This is a genomic window from Micromonospora sp. NPDC049257 (assembly GCF_040678915.1).
GTDB lineage: Bacteria > Actinomycetota > Actinomycetes > Mycobacteriales > Micromonosporaceae > Micromonospora > Micromonospora antibiotica.
The window spans coordinates 185,397-202,801 of sequence record NZ_JBFAQU010000009.1 but is presented as its reverse complement, the minus strand read 5'-3'; the positions used below and the strand labels follow the sequence as shown (position 1 = coordinate 202,801).

The window sequence follows — 17,405 nt, the reverse complement described above, 5'->3', positions numbered from 1 at the left end:
GTGCCGCCCCTTTCGCGGGCGGGTGCCGGTGGCGGGATCCCTGCGTGGGTGGTCGTCGACGACGTGGTGCGGGCCCGCCGGGCCGGCCCGGCGCGACCCCCTCGGCGTCGGCTGTCGAGGAGGGGCGACCGACGGGGGCCGGCGGCCACAGGCGTTGACATGCTTCGATGCCTGCGTTAACTTCTGGGAAAACACGAATGCAATGATCTCGACATTTTTGTCGACGTCCCGCCGCGTCGGCATCACGCTGCCCGACGCCCGACCCAGGGAACTGTCGTGACCACTTCGCTCGCCTCCGTACAGAATCCGTCCACCCTCCGCCGACTGGCGTTGATCTCCCTGTCGGTCGTGCTGGTGGTCGCCGGCATCGTTCAGGGATCGCCGTCGGCGTCGACGGCCGCACCGAGGGTCGCGGCGACGCCCACCACGCCGCCCGGGTCCTACCCTGGCCCGGGTCGGGTGACCGGGGACGTCGGGGTGCACGACCCGACGGTCGTGATCCGCCCCGGTGGTGGTTACCTGCTGGCGCACACCGGTGACAACATCGCGCTGAAGACCTCCGGTGATCGGGTCGCGTTCCGTAACGCGGGTGTGGTGTTCCCCGGCGGTGCGCCGTGGACGACGACGTACACCGGGGGCAGTCGCAATCTGTGGGCGCCGGATCTGTCCTACCGTGACGGTCGGTACTGGTTGTACTACTCGGCCTCGACGTTCGGGTCGAACCGGTCGGGGATCTTCCTTGCCACGAGCACCACCGGGGCGTCGGGCAGTTGGACCAACCAGGGTCTGGTGATCGAGTCCCGGACGTCGGACGACTTCAACGCCATCGATCCCAATCTGGTGGTCGACGCTTCCGGCAGGTGGTGGTTGAGCTTCGGGTCGTTCTGGTCCGGTATCAAGATGGTGTCGTTGAATCCGGTGACCGGGAAACGCGCCGACACGACCGTGCGGAGCATCGCGGGCCGTAACGGGGGTGCCATCGAGGCGCCGGTGATCGTGCGGCACGGCGCCTACTACTACCTGTGGGTGTCGTTCGACAGGTGCTGTCAGGGGGCGGCGAGCACCTACCGGGTCATGGTGGGCAGGTCGACCTCGGTCACCGGCCCGTACGTCGACCGGAACGGGGTGGCGATGACCGCCGGTGGCGGCACCCAGGTCCTCGCCGGGCACGGCAGCATCCACGGGCCCGGCCACCAGGCGGTGTTCACCGACACCGACGCCGAAGTCCTCGTCTACCACTACTACGCCGACAACGGCACCGCACTGCTCGGCGTCAACCTGCTCGGCTACGACAACACCGGCTGGCCGTTCGTCTACTGACGGCGACCGCGATCCGACGGTGCGACCCCCGGTCAGGATGGCGACGGTCGGGGGCCGTCGTCCAGCGCGGCGGTGAGGCGGGCGGCGACCGCGGCCACGGCGGCCCGCAGTTCGGGACCCTCCTCGACGGTGAAGCCGAACGGGACGGCGGCCAGCCACTCCTGGGCGTACATCCGGGTGTTGGTCGTGCTGCCGGTCAGGACGCACCGGTCGCCGGCAGGCTCCAGGCGGCCCATCGTCGGCCGGACCCACGGTGCCACCCGCTCGTAGGGCTCGTGGAACACCACCCGGGTCGGGTACTTCCACCCGGAACCCAGGTGCGCCTCCAGGGTGGCCACGGGGTCGAGGTCGTCGGGCGGGGTGAACCGTTGCGGCAGGTGCCGCACGGCCCGGATCCGGTCGATGCGGTACGTACGGATCGCGCCCGCCCGGTGCGAGTGGCACAGCAGGTACCAGCGGCCGAAGCGCACCACCACCGCCCACGGGTCGACCACGGCCTCCCAGGACTCGCCGCCTTCGGTCGTGTAGGTGAAGGCCACCTGGTGGTGGTCGGCCACGGCCGCCACCAGCGTGCTCGTCGTGGTGGGATCGGCGTGCGCCGACCGTCGGTCGGAGGCGGCTGCCGCGTACGCCCGCAGTGCCGCCGCCTGCCGTCCGACGCTGTCGGGCAGCGCCCGGATGAGTTTGCTGAGCGCGGACCCGACCAGGCCGTCAGCGTCGATCGCGGCAGGTTGCCCGTCGAGAACGGCCATGACCAGGCCGATGACCTGCTCCTGGGTGAAGACGACGGCCGGCAGCCGGGCGCCCCGGCCGAGGCGGTAGCCGCCGTAGGGCCCCCGGACGGACTCGACCGGGATGCCCGCCTCGCGGAGGATCCCGACATAGCGGCGCGCGGCGCGTTCGGTCACGCCGAGACCGGCGGCCAGTTCCTCGGCGGTCGTGCCCGGGCGGTCCCGCAGGATGTCGAGCGTCCGCAGGGCACGGGCGGTGGGGCTGACGGCATTCTCCACCCACCGGACGGTACCGGAAGTGGAACGTCCGGAATCGACGCTACGTTGTCGTCATGACTGATGAACAGATCGTGCTCGTCGGCGGCCTGTGGCTCGACGCCTCGGCGTGGGACGGCGTCGTCGCCGAGTTGACCCGGGTGGGGCGACACGCGGTGGCGGTGGACCTGCCGGGCCAGGGCGACGGGAACACGGCGGCGACGCTCGACGACCAGGTTGCCGCGGTCCTGGCCGTCGTGGACGCGGCACCGGCCGGGTCGGTGGTGGTGGGGCACTCGGCCTCCTGCGCCCTGGCCTGGTTGATCGCCGACGCGCGGCCCTCGACGGTCGCCCGGGTCGTGCTGATCGGCGGTTTCCCGCAGGCCGACGGGGACCTGTACGCCGACTTCTTCCCGATCGAGGACGGGGCGATGCCGTTCCCCGGCTGGGCGCCCTTCGAGGGCGCGGACGCGGCCGACCTCGACGAACGGGCGCGGGCGGAATTCCTGGCCACCGCCATCCCGGTGCCCGAGGGCGTCGCCCGGGGGACAGTCCGGCTGACCGATGCGCGGCGCTTCGACGTGCCTGTCGTCCTGGTGTGCCCCGAGTTCACCCCGGAGCAGGCCCAGGCGATGCTCGACGGGGGTGACCTGCCCGAACTCGCCAAGGCCCGGAAGGTCGACCTGGTCGACATCGACTCCGGGCACTGGCCGATGCTGAGCAGGCCGGTCGAGTTGGCCCGCATCCTGGCCGACCTCTGACGGACCCGGCAACAGGTCGACGACTCCGATCTCGGCGACGACGACACGGCGGTACCGGGCGACGGTGAACGGGGGCGCACCGGCACGGTCGGGGACGTGCCTCGGGGCAGCGGCGGCTACCTCGCCCGTGGTGGGTGAGGTAGCCGTGCCGTGCCTCCCGGGCCGGGCGTGACCGGGCGGAGTGCGGTGGCCGGGGGCGGATCACGGTTTTCCGGCCGGGCCCGGCTAGCGGGTCGCGTCGGCGGCCTCCCGGATGAGATCGGCCAGCATGGCGGCCTCCGGGATGGCCACCGTGTGCGAACCTCCGGGAATCTCCACCGTCCGCCGGGAGCCCGCCCGTTCGGCCATGAACCGGTGGGCCGCGACCGGGATGTTGAGATCCTCGCTGCCGAAGAGGAACCAGGACGGCAGCGACTGCCAGGCGGGCTCGCCGGAGGGCTCACCCAGGGCCGCCTCGGTGATCGGCCGCTGGGTCACCGCCATCACGGCGGCCTGCGCCGTCGTCGAGTCGGCGGCGAACTGCTGGTGGTAGCGGTCCTGCCGGATGTAGAGGTCGGTCGCCCCGCCCGGGAGCGTGACGGGGGCCAGCGTCTCACCCAGGGAGCTGCCGGGGAACCGACCGGCCAGGTCGGCGGCGCTCTCGCCGGCGAGGGGGGCGAAGGCCCCGACGTAGACCAGCGCGGTCACGCCGGCACCCGCCGCCGGCACGTTCGAGATCACCATTCCGCCGTACGAGTGGCCGACGAGGACGACCGGCCCGTCGATCCCGGTGAGCACCGCGCGTAGGTGGTCGGCGTCGTGCCGGACGCCGCGCAGCGGGTTGGCCACGGCCACCGCGGGGTAGCCGTCGTCGCGCAGTGCGGTGATCACCCCGGCCCAACTCGCCGATTCGGCGAAGGCGCCGTGGACGAGGACGACCGTCGGCCGGCCGGGCTGTGCGGTGGTGAGGGGCATCGTCGGGTTCCTCCGGATAGTGGGCCGGGTGCCGGCTTCATTCTCGGACCACGGGCGTACCCCGGCGTGCGTCGAGCGACCGGCTCACCCGGCCGGGTAACCGGGGTGAGGCGCCGACGGATGAGTCCGGGTACCGTAGCGGCGAGTCGAGAGGAACACGCCGTGGCCGATCAGCCCAAGCTCCTCGCCGCGACCGCGGTGGGTGTCACTACGACGGTGCCGCCGAGCGGCCCGGGTTGCGTCGAGTGTGAGTCCTCCGGTGGGTGGTGGTTCCACCTGCGCCGCTGCGCGTCCTGCGGCCAGGTCGGCTGCTGCGACTCCTCGCCGGGCCAGCATGCGACGGCGCACGCGGCCGCGACGGGGCATCCGGTGGTACGCAGTTTCGAACCCGGCGAGTCGTGGTTCTGGGACTACTCCGACGATCAGTTCTATGCCGCGGGTCCGGAGCTGGCCGGGCCGCAATCGCGCCCGCTCGACCAGCCCGCCCCCGGCCCCGAGGGTCGGGTGCCGGAGGACTGGAAGCGCCGGCTGCACTGACTGTGCGCATGCCGGGGTCGGCGGGTTTGGCGCTCCGGCCCGCCGGGCAGCACACCGCAATGGCCACCGCCGATGAGCCTGCTGTCACCGAGTTCCGCCGTTCCCGGGGTCGTGAGGTCGGTTTCCTGGCCACCGCGCTCCCTGCGCTGGCGGTGGTGCAGGCGGTCGTCAACCTGGCCTCCGGCGACCCGTGGTGGGACGGGCTGTGGCTGCCGCTGACGTGGTTTCTGCTCCTCGGGTTCTCCCGGGGGGTGGTCCGTCCGCCGTCTGCCGGTCACCAGCCGCGGCTGCCCCTGCGGCTCACCGCGGACCACCTCCAGGTGGCGGGTCCGGGTGAGCGCACCCTGGCCATCGAGTGGTCGAACGTCGCGCGTGCCGAGATCAGCGGACGGTGGTACCCGGTCCTGGTGATCGAGCCGGCCGACCCGGACCGGACCCGCCCCCCGCTCGCCCGGTGGGAGTGGGCGACGTACGGGCAGAGCCGGCCGTACGAGATCCGGCTCCCGCTGGTCTACCTGAGCCCCGGCCGTGACCAGCTGCGGCGCGAACTGGCCCGCCGCCTTCCCGCCTGACGTTCCGACGTCACCGGCCGACCATCGTGCGGCTCACCAGCGTCAATGGCTCGGGCCTGAGCCCCGGAGTGTGTTCTCGGTTAGCAATATTGGTGAAGATGAATTGCGTGGACGGTCTCCCGAATTGCGTTCAAGCCTAGGCGCGACTTTCCGAAATGTGTAGAGTGAGCGCAGCGCCGCCCCGGTCGCCGTTCCGCCGCCCGGGGCACGAACAGCTCGGGGCAGGCCGGGGAGGGCCCGCCGGTGGCGGGGCGACTTTCCCGATGACTGTGCGGGCAGGAGCGGGCTGAGGCCATCCGATCAGGCAACCGTCCTCGGGTGCGTGCTGTGCGGGCGTCCACACAGGACAGTTTTGCCCCTGGCCTCTCCCGGTGGGTCCCGGTGAGGCGAGACGGAGGAGACGGATGTCCATCGAGGACAGTGCGTTACGGTCCCGGCGCGGCTTTCTGGGAATGGGGGTGGGGCTGCTCGGTGCGGCCGGCCTGGCCGCCTGCGGAGGCACCGCACCGTCGACGCCCAGGGCGCAGGCCGAGGTCCCGAAGGAACTCGTCGACGCCGCGGTGGCGCTGAAGGGCTCCTCGCTGGGGATGCTGTCGCAGAAGCTGTACTCGGAGGCGGCGAACGCGGCACTCGACGCCTCGATCAGGAAGTTCGCCGACACCACCGGCACCAAGATCGGCAACAGCCTGGTCCAGGCGGACGCGGGCGACGTGGTTGCCAAGATCCACGCTGAGGTCCAGGGTGGTGTGGCGCGCGACCTCGCGTTCATGACCGACTCGCGGTTCGTCGCCCAGTTCCAGGCGCTCGGCGACCTGGAGGACGTGACGGACGTCGTCCAGGCGCTGACGGCGACGTACGGCGAACCCACCGCCGAATCCAAGAACTTCTGCGTCTTCGACGGCAGGTGGTTCGCCATCCCCTACCACTTCATCGGGATCGGGTCGTTCCTGCGCAAGGACTGGATGCGCGACGAGGGCATCACCCCCAGGGACGTCTACACCTGGGAGGAGCTGCGGGACCTGTGCCTGGCGATCTCCGACCCCGGCAAGCGGCGGTTCGGCTGGGGCATGACCGTGAACCGCTCCGGTGACGCCAACGGCATGATCGAGGCGCTGATCAACTCCTACGGCGGGGCGATCGCCTCCAACGACGGCCGGAAGGTCACCTTCGACTCTCCCGAGACGGTGCAGGCGGTGACCTTCTTCGCCGACATCTACACCAACCCCCGCTACAAGCCGATGCTGCCGCCGGGAGTGGCCGCCTGGACCGACTCCAGCAACAACGAGAACTGGCTCGCCGGCATCCTCGGCTACACCCGCAACCAGTTCAGCGTCTACGCGGACTCCAAGACCAAGAAGAACCCCGTCTACGACAACACCCACGTCTTCGCCGACTGCACCGGGCCGGCCACCGACAAGTCCCTGCTGCTCGGCCAGTCCCAGGGCTTCGTCATCTTCAAGGGCGCCAAGAACGCCGCCCTGGCCAAGCTCCTGACGCAGTACCTGGTCACCGCGCCCGCCCTCGTGGGGGTGGCGAAGGAAGCGCCCGGTCTGGCGTTGCCGGCATGGGAGAAGGTCTGGGACGCCGACCCGTTCTTCACCAGCGGCGACCCGGCCTTCCCCATCATGCGCAAGATCACCCAACAGCAGCTGCCGCTGTCGACCAAGAACGGCCTCAACTTCCCGCAGAAGGCCAGCGCGGGGCAGCAGGCCGCCGTCGGCGCCTACGTCCTCACCGACATGATGCAGCAGGTCATCCAGGGCACGCCGCCCGCGCAGGCCGTGCAGGCCGCGCACACCAAGATGGTGCAGATCTTCACCCAGCAGGGGCTGCCGCAGTGACGTCGGTCCGCCCGGCGTCCGCCCCGGCGTCTCGGGGATCCTCGCCGCCGGAATCCCGATTCCGCATCGCGACCCGACGCCGGCTGGGCCGCGACTGGCGACTGGCGGTGCTGTTCCTGGCACCCACCGCCGTGCTGGTCGGCGGCCTCGTGCTCGTGCCGATCGCCTGGTCGGTCGTGACCAGCACGACGGAACGGCACGGGCAGCAGAGCGTGTTCGTCGGTCTGGCCAACTACCTCGCCCTGGCCGACGACGAGCAGTTCCACACGGGCGTGGTGAACTCGTTCGTCTTCACCGCGTACGCCGAGGTGTTCAAGGCGGTGCTGGGGCTGGCCGCGGCCCTGCTGCTGCACCACCGACGGCGGGGACGGGCCGTGCTGGCCGGGCTGCTCCTGCTGCCGTGGGTGGTGCCGACGGTGGTCACCGCGTTCAGTTGGCGCTCGCTGCTCGACCCGATCTTCGGCAGCGTCAACCTGCTGCTCACCGAGTCGGGGATCGGGCCGCTGCTGGTCAGCGCGTACCTGGTCGACAGTTGGCCGGCGGGCTGGCTGTCCGAGCCGTCCCTGGCCATGCCGTCGGTGATCGGAGTCAACGTGTGGAAGGGGGTGCCGTTCTTCACCGTCGCCTTCCTCGCCGGATTGAAGGCCATCCCCACCGACCTGTACGAGGCGGCGACCGTCGACGGCGCCTCGCCGTGGCGGCGGTTCGTCCACGTGACGCTGCCCGGACTGCGCCACGTGATCACCGTGACGGTCACCCTGTCGTCGATCTGGACGTTCAACAACTTCGACCTCATCTGGCTGCTGACCCAGGGCGGCCCGGGCGACGCGACGGCACCGTACGTGCTGGTCGCGTACTCGAAGGCGATCCTGCAACTGCAGTACGGCGCGGGAGCGGCGGTCACCCTCGTCATGCTGCCGGTCATCGGCTCGCTGGTGTTCGTGCTGGTCCGGCTGTTACGCCGGGACTCGGGCGTGGCGCCGCCCCGACGTGCCCGCAAGCCCCGGCCGGACCGCTCGGCCCGCGCCACCCGTACGGTCCGCACCGCACTGCCGTGGGTCGTCGCGGTGGTCACCGCCGCCCTGCTGGCCTGGGCGTCACCGCACATCTTCTGGAAGGCGGCCGTCGTCCTCGGGGTCTTCCTGCTGGTCGCGGCGGTGGTCGGCCGGGTGGTCTCGGCCCTCGGGGCCCGGGGGCGTCGCCGGGCGTCGTCGCTGGTGTCGGGGCTGGCGTCCTGGGTCGCCCTGGCCGGGCTGCTCCTGTTCGTCCTGGCCCCGCTCTACTGGATCGTCGTCACGGCCTTCAAGTCCGACGGCCAGATCGTCATGCACGACCGCGACCTGTGGCCGACGCCGTGGAGCCTGCAACAGTTCACCGACCTCTTCGCCACCAAGCCGTTCGGCCGCTGGTACCTCAACACGGTGCTGGTGTCCGTGGCGTCCACCGTGGTCGCGCTGGTCTGCGCCGCCCTCGCCGGCTACGCCCTGGCCCGGCTGCGGTTCCGGGGGGCGCAGGGCTTCACCGTCACGGTGCTGGTGACCTACGTGATGCCGGGCGCGCTGCTGTTCATCCCGCTCTACCAACTGCTCATCGGGGTGCGGCTCACCGACTCGCTGTGGTCGCTGGTCGTGACCTACCCGACCTTCACCCTGCCGTTCGCCACCTGGCTGCTGGCCGGATACTTCGCGTCGATCCCCGTCGAGTTGGAGGAGGCCGCGCTGGTCGACGGCTGCACCCGGTTCCAGGCGTTCCTGCGGGTGATGCTGCCCCTGGCCAAGCCGGGACTGCTGGCGGTCGCGTTGTTCACCCTGACCAACGCCTGGAACGAGTTCCTCTTCGCCTTCGTGTTCATCACCAAGGACGAGTACAAGACCCTCCCGGTGGGGATGCAGTCGATGATCACCGGGGACGTCGTGCCGCAGGGGCAGCTCGCCGCCGCGTCGCTGCTGGTCAGCATCCCCGTGGTGATCATGTACGCCTTCGGGCAGCGCTTCCTGACCGAGGGGCTCACCGCCGGGGCGGTGAAGGGCTGACCGGCCCGTCCGGCGCGGCCGGCCCGTCCGGGGCCGGTCGCCGGGAGCGCCGCCGGTCGGCCGCCCAGCAGGTCAGCAGTGTCGCGACGGCGATCAGCAGCAGGACGACCGCGAGGTTACGGCCGTAGGGCAGCGGCAGCACCGACGGGTCGTCCGGCGGCCGGCCGACACCGAGGACGAGCGGAAACGCCACGACGGTGACCGTGGCGGCGCTGATCACGCCGGCCCGCACCACCGGCCGGTGACGTTCCGGGACCCACCGGGCGAGCAGCGCGCCGACGCCCAGCAGCCCGGCCATCCAGACGAGGTCGTGCCCGGCCAACACCCCGGCCAGGAAGAGCAGCACCCCGGCCGGCCGCAGGTCGGGGTCGGCGAGCGCGCCCACCACGGCGTACCCGATCAGCAGGGTGCCGACCGCGACGAGCGCCACCCGGGTCCTCACGACGCCTCCCGGACGGTGAGCCGACCGACCCACTTGGTCTGCAACACACCGGGCCGGTTCGGGGCGATCAACCGGGCCGGGTAGCCGTGGTCGGGGTGCAGGGGTGCCCCACCCAACCGCAGCGCGATCAGCGTCAACGGGTCACGCACGTGCGCCGCCCCGACGGTCGATGTGCGGTAGCGGCCGGCCGTCTCCAACGACTCGACGAGCACCGTCGCCCGGTCCGGGTCGACGCCCACCAACGCGACCAGGTCCCGCAGTCGTACGCCGGTCCACCGCCCGGTGGCGCTCCACCCCTCCACACAGGCGATCGGCAGCTCGGCGGTGTGCTGCGGCAGGGCGCGCAGCGCGGCGAGGTCCAGTTCGGTGCGCCGGAGGGGACCCTCGACCACCAGCCGGTACGCCGGGTCGAGCGCCTGGGCGCGTACCCCGGCACGGTCGGCGGTCCGGTTGACCGGCAGCCCCTGCGGCCCGACGTCCGGTCGACGGGGAGCGAGCACCGCCAGGGCGGACAGCGGCCGGACGGTCTGCCCGACCGTGGTCAGGGTGACCAGCCCGGCCGCGGCGGCGACCCCACCGAGCAGCCCGCGTCGGCTGAGCCGCTCCCGCGCAGACTCGGCGGTGGTCGGGCCGAGCGCAGCGCGTACCGCAGGCAACTGCACGCCGACGTGCACCAGCAGCGCACCGACCGACAACCACGCCACCCGGTAGTGCCCGGCGGTGAAGAAGAACGGCATCGGCGCGTACCAGCGGGCGACGTTGAGGACGCCGCCGATCACCTGGAACAGCGCCGCCGCGACCAGCACGGCGATGCTGGCGCGTTCGAGCGCGTGGGCGAGCGACCGGACCGGCGGCCAGCGGAACAGGTGGTGGTAGACCGACCACAGCTTGGCCCCGAGCAGCGGCACCGTGGCCAGACCGGTCGCCACGTGCAGGCCCTGGGTGAACCGGTAGAGGCCCACCGGGCGGGACGGCCACCGCAACCAGCCGGGCGGGTGCTGGATCAGGTGACTGAGCAGCCCGGTGAGGAAGCAGACGGCGAACGCCACCCCGAGCGCGACGCCGAGCTGGCTGGTCAACCGGGTCGACCGTAACGGGGACGGGAAACCGTCAGGCCGCAGCGGCCCGCGCCGCAGCGCCCCGGGCGGGGCCGGCAGGGGTGCCGACCACCGTCGGGCGAGCCGCCGCAGCGCGGTCGGCCGGCCGGTCACCGGGGGGTGAGGGTGGCGAACCACCGGCCCGCCTCCGTCCAGGTGTCGTGCACCCGCAGCGCGGTGCCCCCGGCCAGTACGGAAAGGTCGTCGAGGGGTACGCAGGCCCACGGTAGCGGGCTGCCGACACCACCCGGGGTCTGCACCATGGCGGTGCCGGACCAGGCCGGTGTGCCGGGCGGCGCGAACTCGGCGTGCAGGTGGCCGTCGGCCGCCAGCAGCCGACGACACCGCCGCAGCAGCCGGTATGGGTCACCGCCGATGCCGACGTTGCCGTCGGCCAGCAGCAGGTGCGGCCAACGCCCGGCACCCGGCACCGGGCCGAAGACGTCGCGTTGCAGCGCGACGGCACCGCGTTCCCGGGCCAGCCGGACGGCGGTGGCGCTGACGTCGATGCCGAGCGCCGGCTGCCCGGCGTCGATCAGCGCGCCGGTGAGCCGCCCGGGGCCGCAACCGACGTCGAGGGTGGGTCCGGTGCAGCGCCGCAGCAGGGTCGCGTCCCCGGCGATGGCGTCCCGGCACCAGCCGGCCGGGTCGAACCGGTGCACGCCACCGCTCGGGTGCCGGGCGGTGAACGCGGCGGGGACACCCGACGCGGCCCGGTCGAACACGGCGTCGAAGAGAGCCACCGCGTTCACCGGGCGACCGCCGTGGGGGACGGCACGTCGCGGGCGACGGCCACGGTGAACCGGCTGCCCGGCGGGCACACCGCGGCCACCGCGTGGGCGTCGGCGGCGGTGTCCACGTCCCGCAGCCGGGGCAGCAGATGGACCCGCAGACCGAGGCGGCGCAACGCGGCCAGGGTGAGCTGTCCGGTGTCCGCCTCGGAGGTGGGCACCGCACGCAGGACCGAGGCGTGGCCGGGCTCGCGTAGTCCCAGCGTCCACCAGCCGCCGTCGTCGGCCGGACCGAGCACCGCGTCCGGCCCGTCCGGCCGGCGCAGCAGGTCCAGTGCGTCGTCGAGGTGGGCGGCGGTGAGCTGCGGGGTGTCCATGCCGATCAGCAGGGTGGCCGTGCCTGCCGTGCGGGTGTCGGCGAACGCGTGGGCGAGGCGGTCGCCGAGCGGGCCGCCCCGTTGGGCGAGTCTCCTCCAGCCCTCGGGGGCCGGATGGTCGCCGTCGACGACCAGGACCCGGGTGCCGGCCGTGGCCGTGGCGACGGTGTCGAGGGTGTCGGCCAACGCCGCCGCGGCGACCCGGGCGGCCTGGACCGGAGTGCAGGGCGGGCAGAGCCGGGTCTTGACCCGGCCGGGCTCCGGGGTCTTGGCCAGCACCAGCACCTGCGGTGCGCGGGACCCGGGAACGTGCGGCTGTCGGGGGACGTTCACCGGGCCAGCACCGCGCTCATGTCGCGGACGGCGCGGGCGGTGCCGAGCACCGTGCCGGTCACCTTCGACCGGGTACCAGCCGCCCTCGGGTGGTAGTCGACGTCGACCTCGACCACCCGCCAGCCGGCCCGACCGGCCGAGATCAGCAGCTCCAACGGGTAACCGAAACGGCGGTCACGCAGCCCCAACGCCAGCAGGTCGGCCCGGCGGACGGCCCGGATCGGCCCGATGTCGTGGACGTCGAGGCCGGTGGTCCGGCGCAGCCGGTGGGCCAGCAGGGCGTTGGCGACCCGGGCGTGCAGGGGCCACACCCCGCGCGCGGTGGGGCGTCGCCGGCCGGTGCCCAACTCCGCCTCGCCGGCCCGGACGGGATCGGCCAGCCGGGGCAGCTGCGCCGGATCGAACGACCCGTCGGCGTCCAGCACACACACCACCCCGTCGACCGGGTCGGCCGCCAGGACCCCGGCGTGCACGGCGGCACCGTACCCGGGTTCGGTCACGCTGATCACCTCGACGCCGCAGGCGCGGGCCACCGCCGCCGAGCCGTCGGTCGAGCCGTTGTCCACCACGATCGGCCGGTAGCCGGCCGGCATCCGGGCCAGCAGGTCGGGCAGGGCCGGGGCCTCGTTGCGGCAGGGAAGAACCACGTCGGTCATGCTGCGGACGCTAGGACACGATCCGGCCGGAAGTTCTTACCTGCTGATGACGGAATCCGGGGCACCCGCGACCCGCGCACGGAGTTCTTACGAACCGCTGACGGGCGGTCGCGGTCGGGGCACGGCGACGCGTCCCGGCCCTACCGTCGGCGGGTGACTCACGTACTCGTGACCGGCGGCGCCGGTTTCATCGGCACCCACGTGGTGACCGCCCTGCACGATGCCGGCCACCGGGTGACGATCGTGGACTGCGGTCATCCCGGTGCGCACCGCCGACCGTTGCCGGACACGGTGGCGGGCGCCCCGGTCGTCCGGCTCGACGTGCGCGACGGGCCGGGCGTCGCCGGGGTCCTGGCCGGTGTCGACGCGGTGGTGCACCAGGCGGCCATGGTGGGACTCGGCGTCGACCTGGACGACCTGCCCGAGTACGTCGGCTGCAACGACCTCGGCACCGCCGTCCTGCTCGCCGCGATGGCCCGGGCGGGCGTGCACCGGTTGGTGCTCGCCAGCTCCATGGTGGTCTACGGCGAGGGCGCCTACGCCTGCGCCGGACACGGCCCGGTGCGCCCCGGGCCGCGTACCGTCGCCGACCTGGCCGCCGGCCGCTTCGAGGCGACCTGTCCGAGCTGCGGCGTCGCCGTCACGCCGGGCCTGGTCGACGAGGACGCCCCGCTGGACCCCCGCAGCGGGTACGCCGCCACCAAGGTCGCCCAGGAGCACCTCACCGCCGCGTGGGCCCGGCAGACCGGCGGCGCCGTGGTGGCATTGCGCTACCACAACGTCTACGGACCGGGGATGCCCCGGGACACCCCGTACAGCGGGGTCGCGGCGATGTTCCGTTCGGCGCTGGAGGCGGGGCAGGCACCGCGGGTGTTCGAGGACGGCGGCCAGCGCCGCGACTTCGTGCACGTCCGTGACGTGGCGGCGGCCAACCTCGCCGCCCTGGACGCGACCGGTACGGGCACCGGTTGGCGGGCGTACAACGTGGCCTCCGGCCGGCCGGCCACCATCGGCCAGTTGGCCACGGAGCTGGCCCGAGCTGCCGGCGGGCCGTCGCCGGTGGTCACCGGCGAGTTCCGGCTGGCCGACGTGCGGCACGTGGTCGCCTCGCCCACCCGGGCCGAGACCGAACTCGGCTTCCGGGCCGTGGTGGGACTCGCCGACGGGATCGCGGAGTTCGCCCACGCGCCGCTGCGCGGGTGAACGACACCCCGCGCCACCGGCCGCCGCGCGCCGACCTGATCGCCGTCGCTGCCGCGTTCGGCCTGTTCGCGGTGGCCTCCGTCACCGGCGGCCTGCTCTACCTGTGGGGACGCCCGGTGCATGCCACCTCGGCGCCGCTGTTCGCGCAGTGGCTGCCGCACGTCGGCCCCGGCACCCCGCTGGCTCTGCTGGTGGCCGCGCTGGTCTGGTGGCGCGGGCCCGCCCTGGCCGCCCGGCTGGCCTGGCGAGGGCTGCTCGCGGTCTCCTACGCCACCGCCGTGGCCTGGACGCTGTCGCTGGCCCTGGTCGACGGCTGGCAGCGCGGCGTCGCCGGTCGGCTGACCACCACCTACGAGTACCTGCACGAGGTCCCGGGCGTCACCGACATCCCCGCCATGCTGGCCGGATTCAGCGGTCGGATCCTCGGCCTCCAACCGGACTCCTGGACCACCCACGTGTCCGGTCACCCACCGGGGGCCCTGCTCGTCTTCGTCGTCCTCGACCGGATCGGGTTGTCCGGCGGCGGCTGGGCCGGGGTGCTGTGCATCCTGGTGGCGGCCCTCGTCGCCGTCGCCGTGCCGCACACCGTACGGCTGCTCGGTACCGACGAGGCGGCCCGTGCGGTGGTGCCGTTCGTGGTGCTGTTCCCCGGGGCGGTCTGGTCCGGGGTGTCCGCCGACGGGTTGTTCGCCGGGGTGACCGCCACCGGGGTGGCCCTGCTGGCGTACGGCGTCATCCGGGGGCGTGCGCTGGGCGCGGTCGGCGGTGGCGCCCTGTTGGCGTTCGGCTGCTACCTCTCCTACGGGTTGGTCCTGATGGCGCCGGTCGCGTTGGCCGTCGTCGTGCTGGCCGGCCGACGCTGGCGCACCGTGGGCTGGGCGTTCGTCGGGGCGGTGCCGGTCGCCGCCGCGTTCACCGTCGCCGGCTTCTGGTGGCCCACCGGCTACGACCTCGTCATCGAGCGCTACTACCAGGGTCTCGCCTCCGACCGGGCGTACGCCTACTGGGTCTGGGCCGACCTCGCGGTGGTCGTCGTGGCCGCCGGTCCCGTGGTGGCCGTGATCCTACGGCGCGCGGTGCCGGCCGGGTGGCGGGCCGTTTCTCGGCGGTACCGGAACGGCGTGCGGACTGCCGACCGGCGGCCGGGGGTGGTGCACGCCAGCTGGCTGCTGCCACTGGCCGCCACGGCGGTGATCCTCGCCGCCGACCTGTCCGGCTACAGCAAGGCCGAGGTCGAACGCATCTGGCTGCCCTTCATGGTCTGGCTGATGGCGGGGGCGGCCCTGATCCCGCCCGCCGACCGCCGTGGCTGGTTGGCCGCGCAGGCGGCGGTGGCGCTCACGATCAACCACCTGCTGCTGACGGTCTGGTAGACCACCCGGCGGCGACCACCCCCACACCGCTGACGCAGCGGCCGACGACCGTGTCGTCGGCCGCTGTTGCCGGCTGCCCGAGGGCGCAACGGCTCAGCGGCGTGCCGGTCACCGCCGTCACCGAGGGAGCCGGGGGGACTTCTTACCGAACCATGACGGGGCCGGCAACCGTTGACCGTCGACCGGGTGCCGGCCCGTACCGAGTGGAGACAGCAACATCACCGGAGCCGTTCGCGGCTTTGAGGAGATTCCGATGAACCGCAGAAAGAACGGGACCGCGCTGGTCCAGACCCGGCCGGTCAGGATCGCCCTGGCCGCGGTCGTGCTGGCGGCCACCGGTGCGCTCACCGTCACCTTCGTCTCCAGCGGCGGCAAGGGCACCGCCGACGCCGCCACCAGCCTCGACCAGTTCGTGCAGATCGAGAACGTGTCGCCGAACGTGCGGAATCCACAGCCGGCTGCCGGCGGGTCGACCGGCCGGTTCACCGTGGACTGCGGCACGAACGGCAACGGCAAGTTCAGCCCGGACAACCCGGTGGCCCAGCCCGGCATCCGCAACGGCGCCGAACACGTCCACGACTTCGTCGGCAACCTGGCCATCACCGCGAACTCCTCCAACGCCGACCTGGACGCCTCCGGCACCACCTGCCGCAACGGTGACAAGTCGTCCTACTTCTGGCCGGTGGTGCGCATCGACAAGAGCGTGCGCAGCGACAACCAGGTCCAGCAGGCCCTCGCCCAGACCCAGCCGGTGGTCGTCTGCCCCTCGGTCGGCAAGCGGCTGCGTGCCGTCCCCACCGGGGCCCGCGGCACCGTGGACCGGCTGCTCGCCGAGCTGGACCGCCAGCAGGCCGCCGCGAACCAGCGGATGACGGCCAGCCGGGGCCGCATCGACGCCGCGTTCAACCGGGAGGTCATCGACTCGTTGCGGGAACGCCGCGCCGCGATGATCAAGCAGATCAGCACCACGGTCACCGCCGCCGGCGGCAACCAGCCCGGCCTGGTCTCGCTGGTCGAGTGCGACATCAGCTACGACGACATGCACGCCCGGATGCCCGGCAGCGCCCACCGCGCCAGCGTCAAGGCGGCCCAGGCCGCGAACCCGCGCATCCAGTGCCCCACGGTCCGCGACAAGCTGCCCGGCGTGCCCGCCGGGGCGCTCGCCGAGGTGAACCGCAACCTCGACGAACTCGACCGGCAGCTCTCCGAGGCCAACGAACGCCTGGTCACCACCCGGGGCCAGGGTGGGCCGGCCTTCGTCGACAACGCCATCCTCGGGCCGCTGCGGGCCAAGCGGATCGCCGTGCTCGACCGGATCGCCATCGCGATCGGCCGGCAGGCCGCCCGTCCGCAGGGTCTCGACGCGTTCGCCACCTGCACCCTGGACCAGGCCCCCGGGGCACCCTCGGCACCGGGCACCGCACCCACCACCGCCGCACCCACCGCACCCACCGCGCTGCCCGACCCGCAGGGGCCCGACTTCGAGCTGCCCGGCAACACCGGTGGCATCGTCCGCCCGGCGCAGGTGCTGATCGAGTACCGGGGCAACCCCGTCAGCAAGGTGGTGCCGATGCCGAAGTTCCTCCGGGCCCTCACCGGCGACGCCAAGCCCACCAGCCGTGGCCCGGCCAACGCCCGCGCCACCTGGAGCTGCTCGGGCTTCGCCGACCGGCTCTCCGACAAGTACCCGATCTGCCCCGCCGGCAGCCAGGTCCAGCGGGTGCACGACTTCCCCGGCTGCTGGGACGGCCGGAACATCGACAGCGACAACCACCGCAACCACGTCGCGTTCGCCGACAAGGCCACCGGTGCCTGCCCGCAGGGCTTCCAGGCGATCCCGCAGCTGCGGATCACCGTCGGCTACGACATCCCCCGCGACGTGCAGGTCAAGGGGCAGTACGCGCTCGACTCCTTCCCCGAGGAGAACCACAACCCGTTCTCCGACCACAACGACTTCGTCAACGTCAACTCCGCGCAGACCATGCAGCGCATCGCGACCTGCATCAACAAGGGCAAGAACTGCTCCTGACGTGCCGGGGTGGGAGCCTGCACACGAGGCTTCCATCCGGGGTTGCAGTGCGGACGGGGGTGGGTGCGGCGAACGGTCGCCGTACCCACCCCCACCGTTACTCCGTCGGTCACGTCACCGACCACCGACGCCGGGTTGCTGCCGGCGGGGGAGGCCGGGG

The 17,405-nt window shown here is 72.8% G+C and carries 16 protein-coding genes; 9 read left to right on the top strand and 7 right to left on the bottom strand.

Annotated elements, in window-relative coordinates; all coding sequences use genetic code 11:
- The first annotated feature begins 276 nt into the window (after nt 1-276).
- Entirely contained in the window at nt 277-1,320 is a 1,044-nt protein-coding gene (locus AB0K25_RS16485) for an arabinan endo-1,5-alpha-L-arabinosidase (protein WP_363820913.1), read from the top strand.
- Nucleotides 1,321-1,352: 32 nt separating this feature from the next.
- Here AB0K25_RS16485 and AB0K25_RS16480 read toward each other — a convergent pair whose 3' ends face one another.
- Nucleotides 1,353-2,330 (bottom strand): WYL domain-containing protein, encoded by a 978-nt coding sequence (locus AB0K25_RS16480; protein WP_363820910.1) that lies wholly within the window; start codon nt 2,328-2,330, stop codon nt 1,353-1,355.
- A gap of 53 nt (nt 2,331-2,383) precedes the next feature.
- Between AB0K25_RS16480 and AB0K25_RS16475 the strand changes: the two genes are divergently transcribed.
- Nucleotides 2,384-3,067, top strand: coding sequence for an alpha/beta hydrolase (locus AB0K25_RS16475; RefSeq protein WP_208567574.1), 684 nt, complete (start codon nt 2,384-2,386; stop codon nt 3,065-3,067).
- Nucleotides 3,068-3,292: 225 nt separating this feature from the next.
- Here AB0K25_RS16475 and AB0K25_RS16470 read toward each other — a convergent pair whose 3' ends face one another.
- Nucleotides 3,293-4,021, bottom strand: a complete 729-nt coding sequence (locus AB0K25_RS16470; RefSeq protein ID WP_363820907.1) for an alpha/beta hydrolase — start codon at nt 4,019-4,021, stop codon at nt 3,293-3,295.
- Nucleotides 4,022-4,183: 162 nt separating this feature from the next.
- Here AB0K25_RS16470 and AB0K25_RS16465 point away from each other — a divergent pair, with 162 nt between their 5' ends.
- From AB0K25_RS16465 to AB0K25_RS16450, 4 genes are all read left to right on the top strand, one after another.
- Nucleotides 4,184-4,558 carry a UBP-type zinc finger domain-containing protein gene (locus tag AB0K25_RS16465; RefSeq protein ID WP_308290829.1) on the top strand — a complete coding sequence of 125 codons (375 nt, stop codon included), beginning with the start codon at nt 4,184-4,186 and terminating at the stop codon, nt 4,556-4,558.
- 59 nt (nt 4,559-4,617) lie between these two features.
- Nucleotides 4,618-5,130, top strand: a complete 513-nt coding sequence (locus tag AB0K25_RS16460; protein ID WP_219463329.1) for a hypothetical protein — start codon at nt 4,618-4,620, stop codon at nt 5,128-5,130.
- A gap of 404 nt (nt 5,131-5,534) precedes the next feature.
- Nucleotides 5,535-6,971: an extracellular solute-binding protein gene (locus tag AB0K25_RS16455; protein WP_363820903.1), complete on the top strand. Its 1,437-nt coding sequence runs from the start codon at nt 5,535-5,537 to the stop codon at nt 6,969-6,971.
- 107 nt (nt 6,972-7,078) lie between these two features.
- Nucleotides 7,079-9,004, top strand: coding sequence for an ABC transporter permease subunit (locus AB0K25_RS16450; protein WP_357537421.1), 1,926 nt, complete (start codon nt 7,079-7,081; stop codon nt 9,002-9,004).
- On the opposite strand, the gene AB0K25_RS16445 is transcribed toward AB0K25_RS16450, so the two are convergent.
- Genes AB0K25_RS16445 through AB0K25_RS16425 form a run of 5 tightly spaced genes read right to left on the bottom strand, consistent with a single transcriptional unit; the run spans nt 8,979 to nt 12,640 of the window.
- Nucleotides 8,979-9,446 carry a hypothetical protein gene (locus AB0K25_RS16445; RefSeq protein WP_357537419.1) on the bottom strand — a complete coding sequence of 156 codons (468 nt, stop codon included), beginning with the start codon at nt 9,444-9,446 and terminating at the stop codon, nt 8,979-8,981. The genes AB0K25_RS16450 and AB0K25_RS16445 overlap by 26 nt on opposite strands.
- Nucleotides 9,443-10,657, bottom strand: coding sequence for a molybdopterin-dependent oxidoreductase (locus AB0K25_RS16440; RefSeq protein ID WP_363820899.1), 1,215 nt, complete (start codon nt 10,655-10,657; stop codon nt 9,443-9,445). Before AB0K25_RS16440 ends, AB0K25_RS16445 begins: the two co-directional genes overlap by 4 nt.
- Entirely contained in the window at nt 10,654-11,295 is a 642-nt protein-coding gene (locus AB0K25_RS16435) for a class I SAM-dependent methyltransferase (RefSeq protein ID WP_208567568.1), read from the bottom strand. The genes AB0K25_RS16440 and AB0K25_RS16435 overlap by 4 nt, the downstream gene beginning before the upstream one ends.
- Entirely contained in the window at nt 11,292-11,984 is a 693-nt protein-coding gene (locus AB0K25_RS16430) for a TIGR04282 family arsenosugar biosynthesis glycosyltransferase (protein WP_363820896.1), read from the bottom strand. Before AB0K25_RS16430 ends, AB0K25_RS16435 begins: the two co-directional genes overlap by 4 nt.
- Entirely contained in the window at nt 11,981-12,640 is a 660-nt protein-coding gene (locus AB0K25_RS16425; RefSeq protein ID WP_219463321.1) for a glycosyltransferase family 2 protein, read from the bottom strand. Before AB0K25_RS16425 ends, AB0K25_RS16430 begins: the two co-directional genes overlap by 4 nt.
- Before the next feature lie 153 nt (nt 12,641-12,793).
- On the opposite strand from AB0K25_RS16425, the gene AB0K25_RS16420 reads away from it, so the two are divergent.
- The 3 genes from AB0K25_RS16420 (at nt 12,794) to AB0K25_RS16410 (ending at nt 17,245) form a co-directional block, all read left to right on the top strand.
- Complete coding sequence (locus AB0K25_RS16420) at nt 12,794-13,843, top strand: NAD-dependent epimerase/dehydratase family protein (RefSeq protein WP_363820893.1); 1,050 nt, start codon at nt 12,794-12,796, stop codon at nt 13,841-13,843.
- Complete coding sequence (locus AB0K25_RS16415; protein WP_363820890.1) at nt 13,840-15,216, top strand: hypothetical protein; 1,377 nt, start codon at nt 13,840-13,842, stop codon at nt 15,214-15,216. The genes AB0K25_RS16420 and AB0K25_RS16415 overlap by 4 nt, the downstream gene beginning before the upstream one ends.
- A 253-nt stretch (nt 15,217-15,469) precedes the next feature.
- The gene (locus tag AB0K25_RS16410; protein WP_219463319.1) at nt 15,470-17,245 is read left to right on the top strand and encodes a DUF1996 domain-containing protein; all 1,776 of its coding nucleotides are present in this window, start codon (nt 15,470-15,472) and stop codon (nt 17,243-17,245) included.
- The last annotated feature ends 160 nt before the right edge of the window (nt 17,246-17,405 follow it).

Bases quoted from the DNA above. Each gene is read 5' to 3' on its own strand.
- AB0K25_RS16475 (WP_208567574.1), top strand. From the start codon at position 2,384: ATGACTGATGAACAGATCGTGCTCGTCGGCGGCCTGTGGCTCGACGCC.
- AB0K25_RS16460 (WP_219463329.1), top strand. From the start codon at position 4,618: ATGGCCACCGCCGATGAGCCTGCTGTCACCGAGTTCCGCCGTTCCCGG.
- AB0K25_RS16455 (WP_363820903.1), top strand. From the start codon at position 5,535: ATGTCCATCGAGGACAGTGCGTTACGGTCCCGGCGCGGCTTTCTGGGA.
- AB0K25_RS16410 (WP_219463319.1), top strand. From the start codon at position 15,470: ATGAACCGCAGAAAGAACGGGACCGCGCTGGTCCAGACCCGGCCGGTC.
- AB0K25_RS16425 (WP_219463321.1), bottom strand. From the start codon at position 12,640: ATGACCGACGTGGTTCTTCCCTGCCGCAACGAGGCCCCGGCCCTGCCC.
- AB0K25_RS16470 (WP_363820907.1), bottom strand. From the start codon at position 4,021: ATGCCCCTCACCACCGCACAGCCCGGCCGGCCGACGGTCGTCCTCGTC.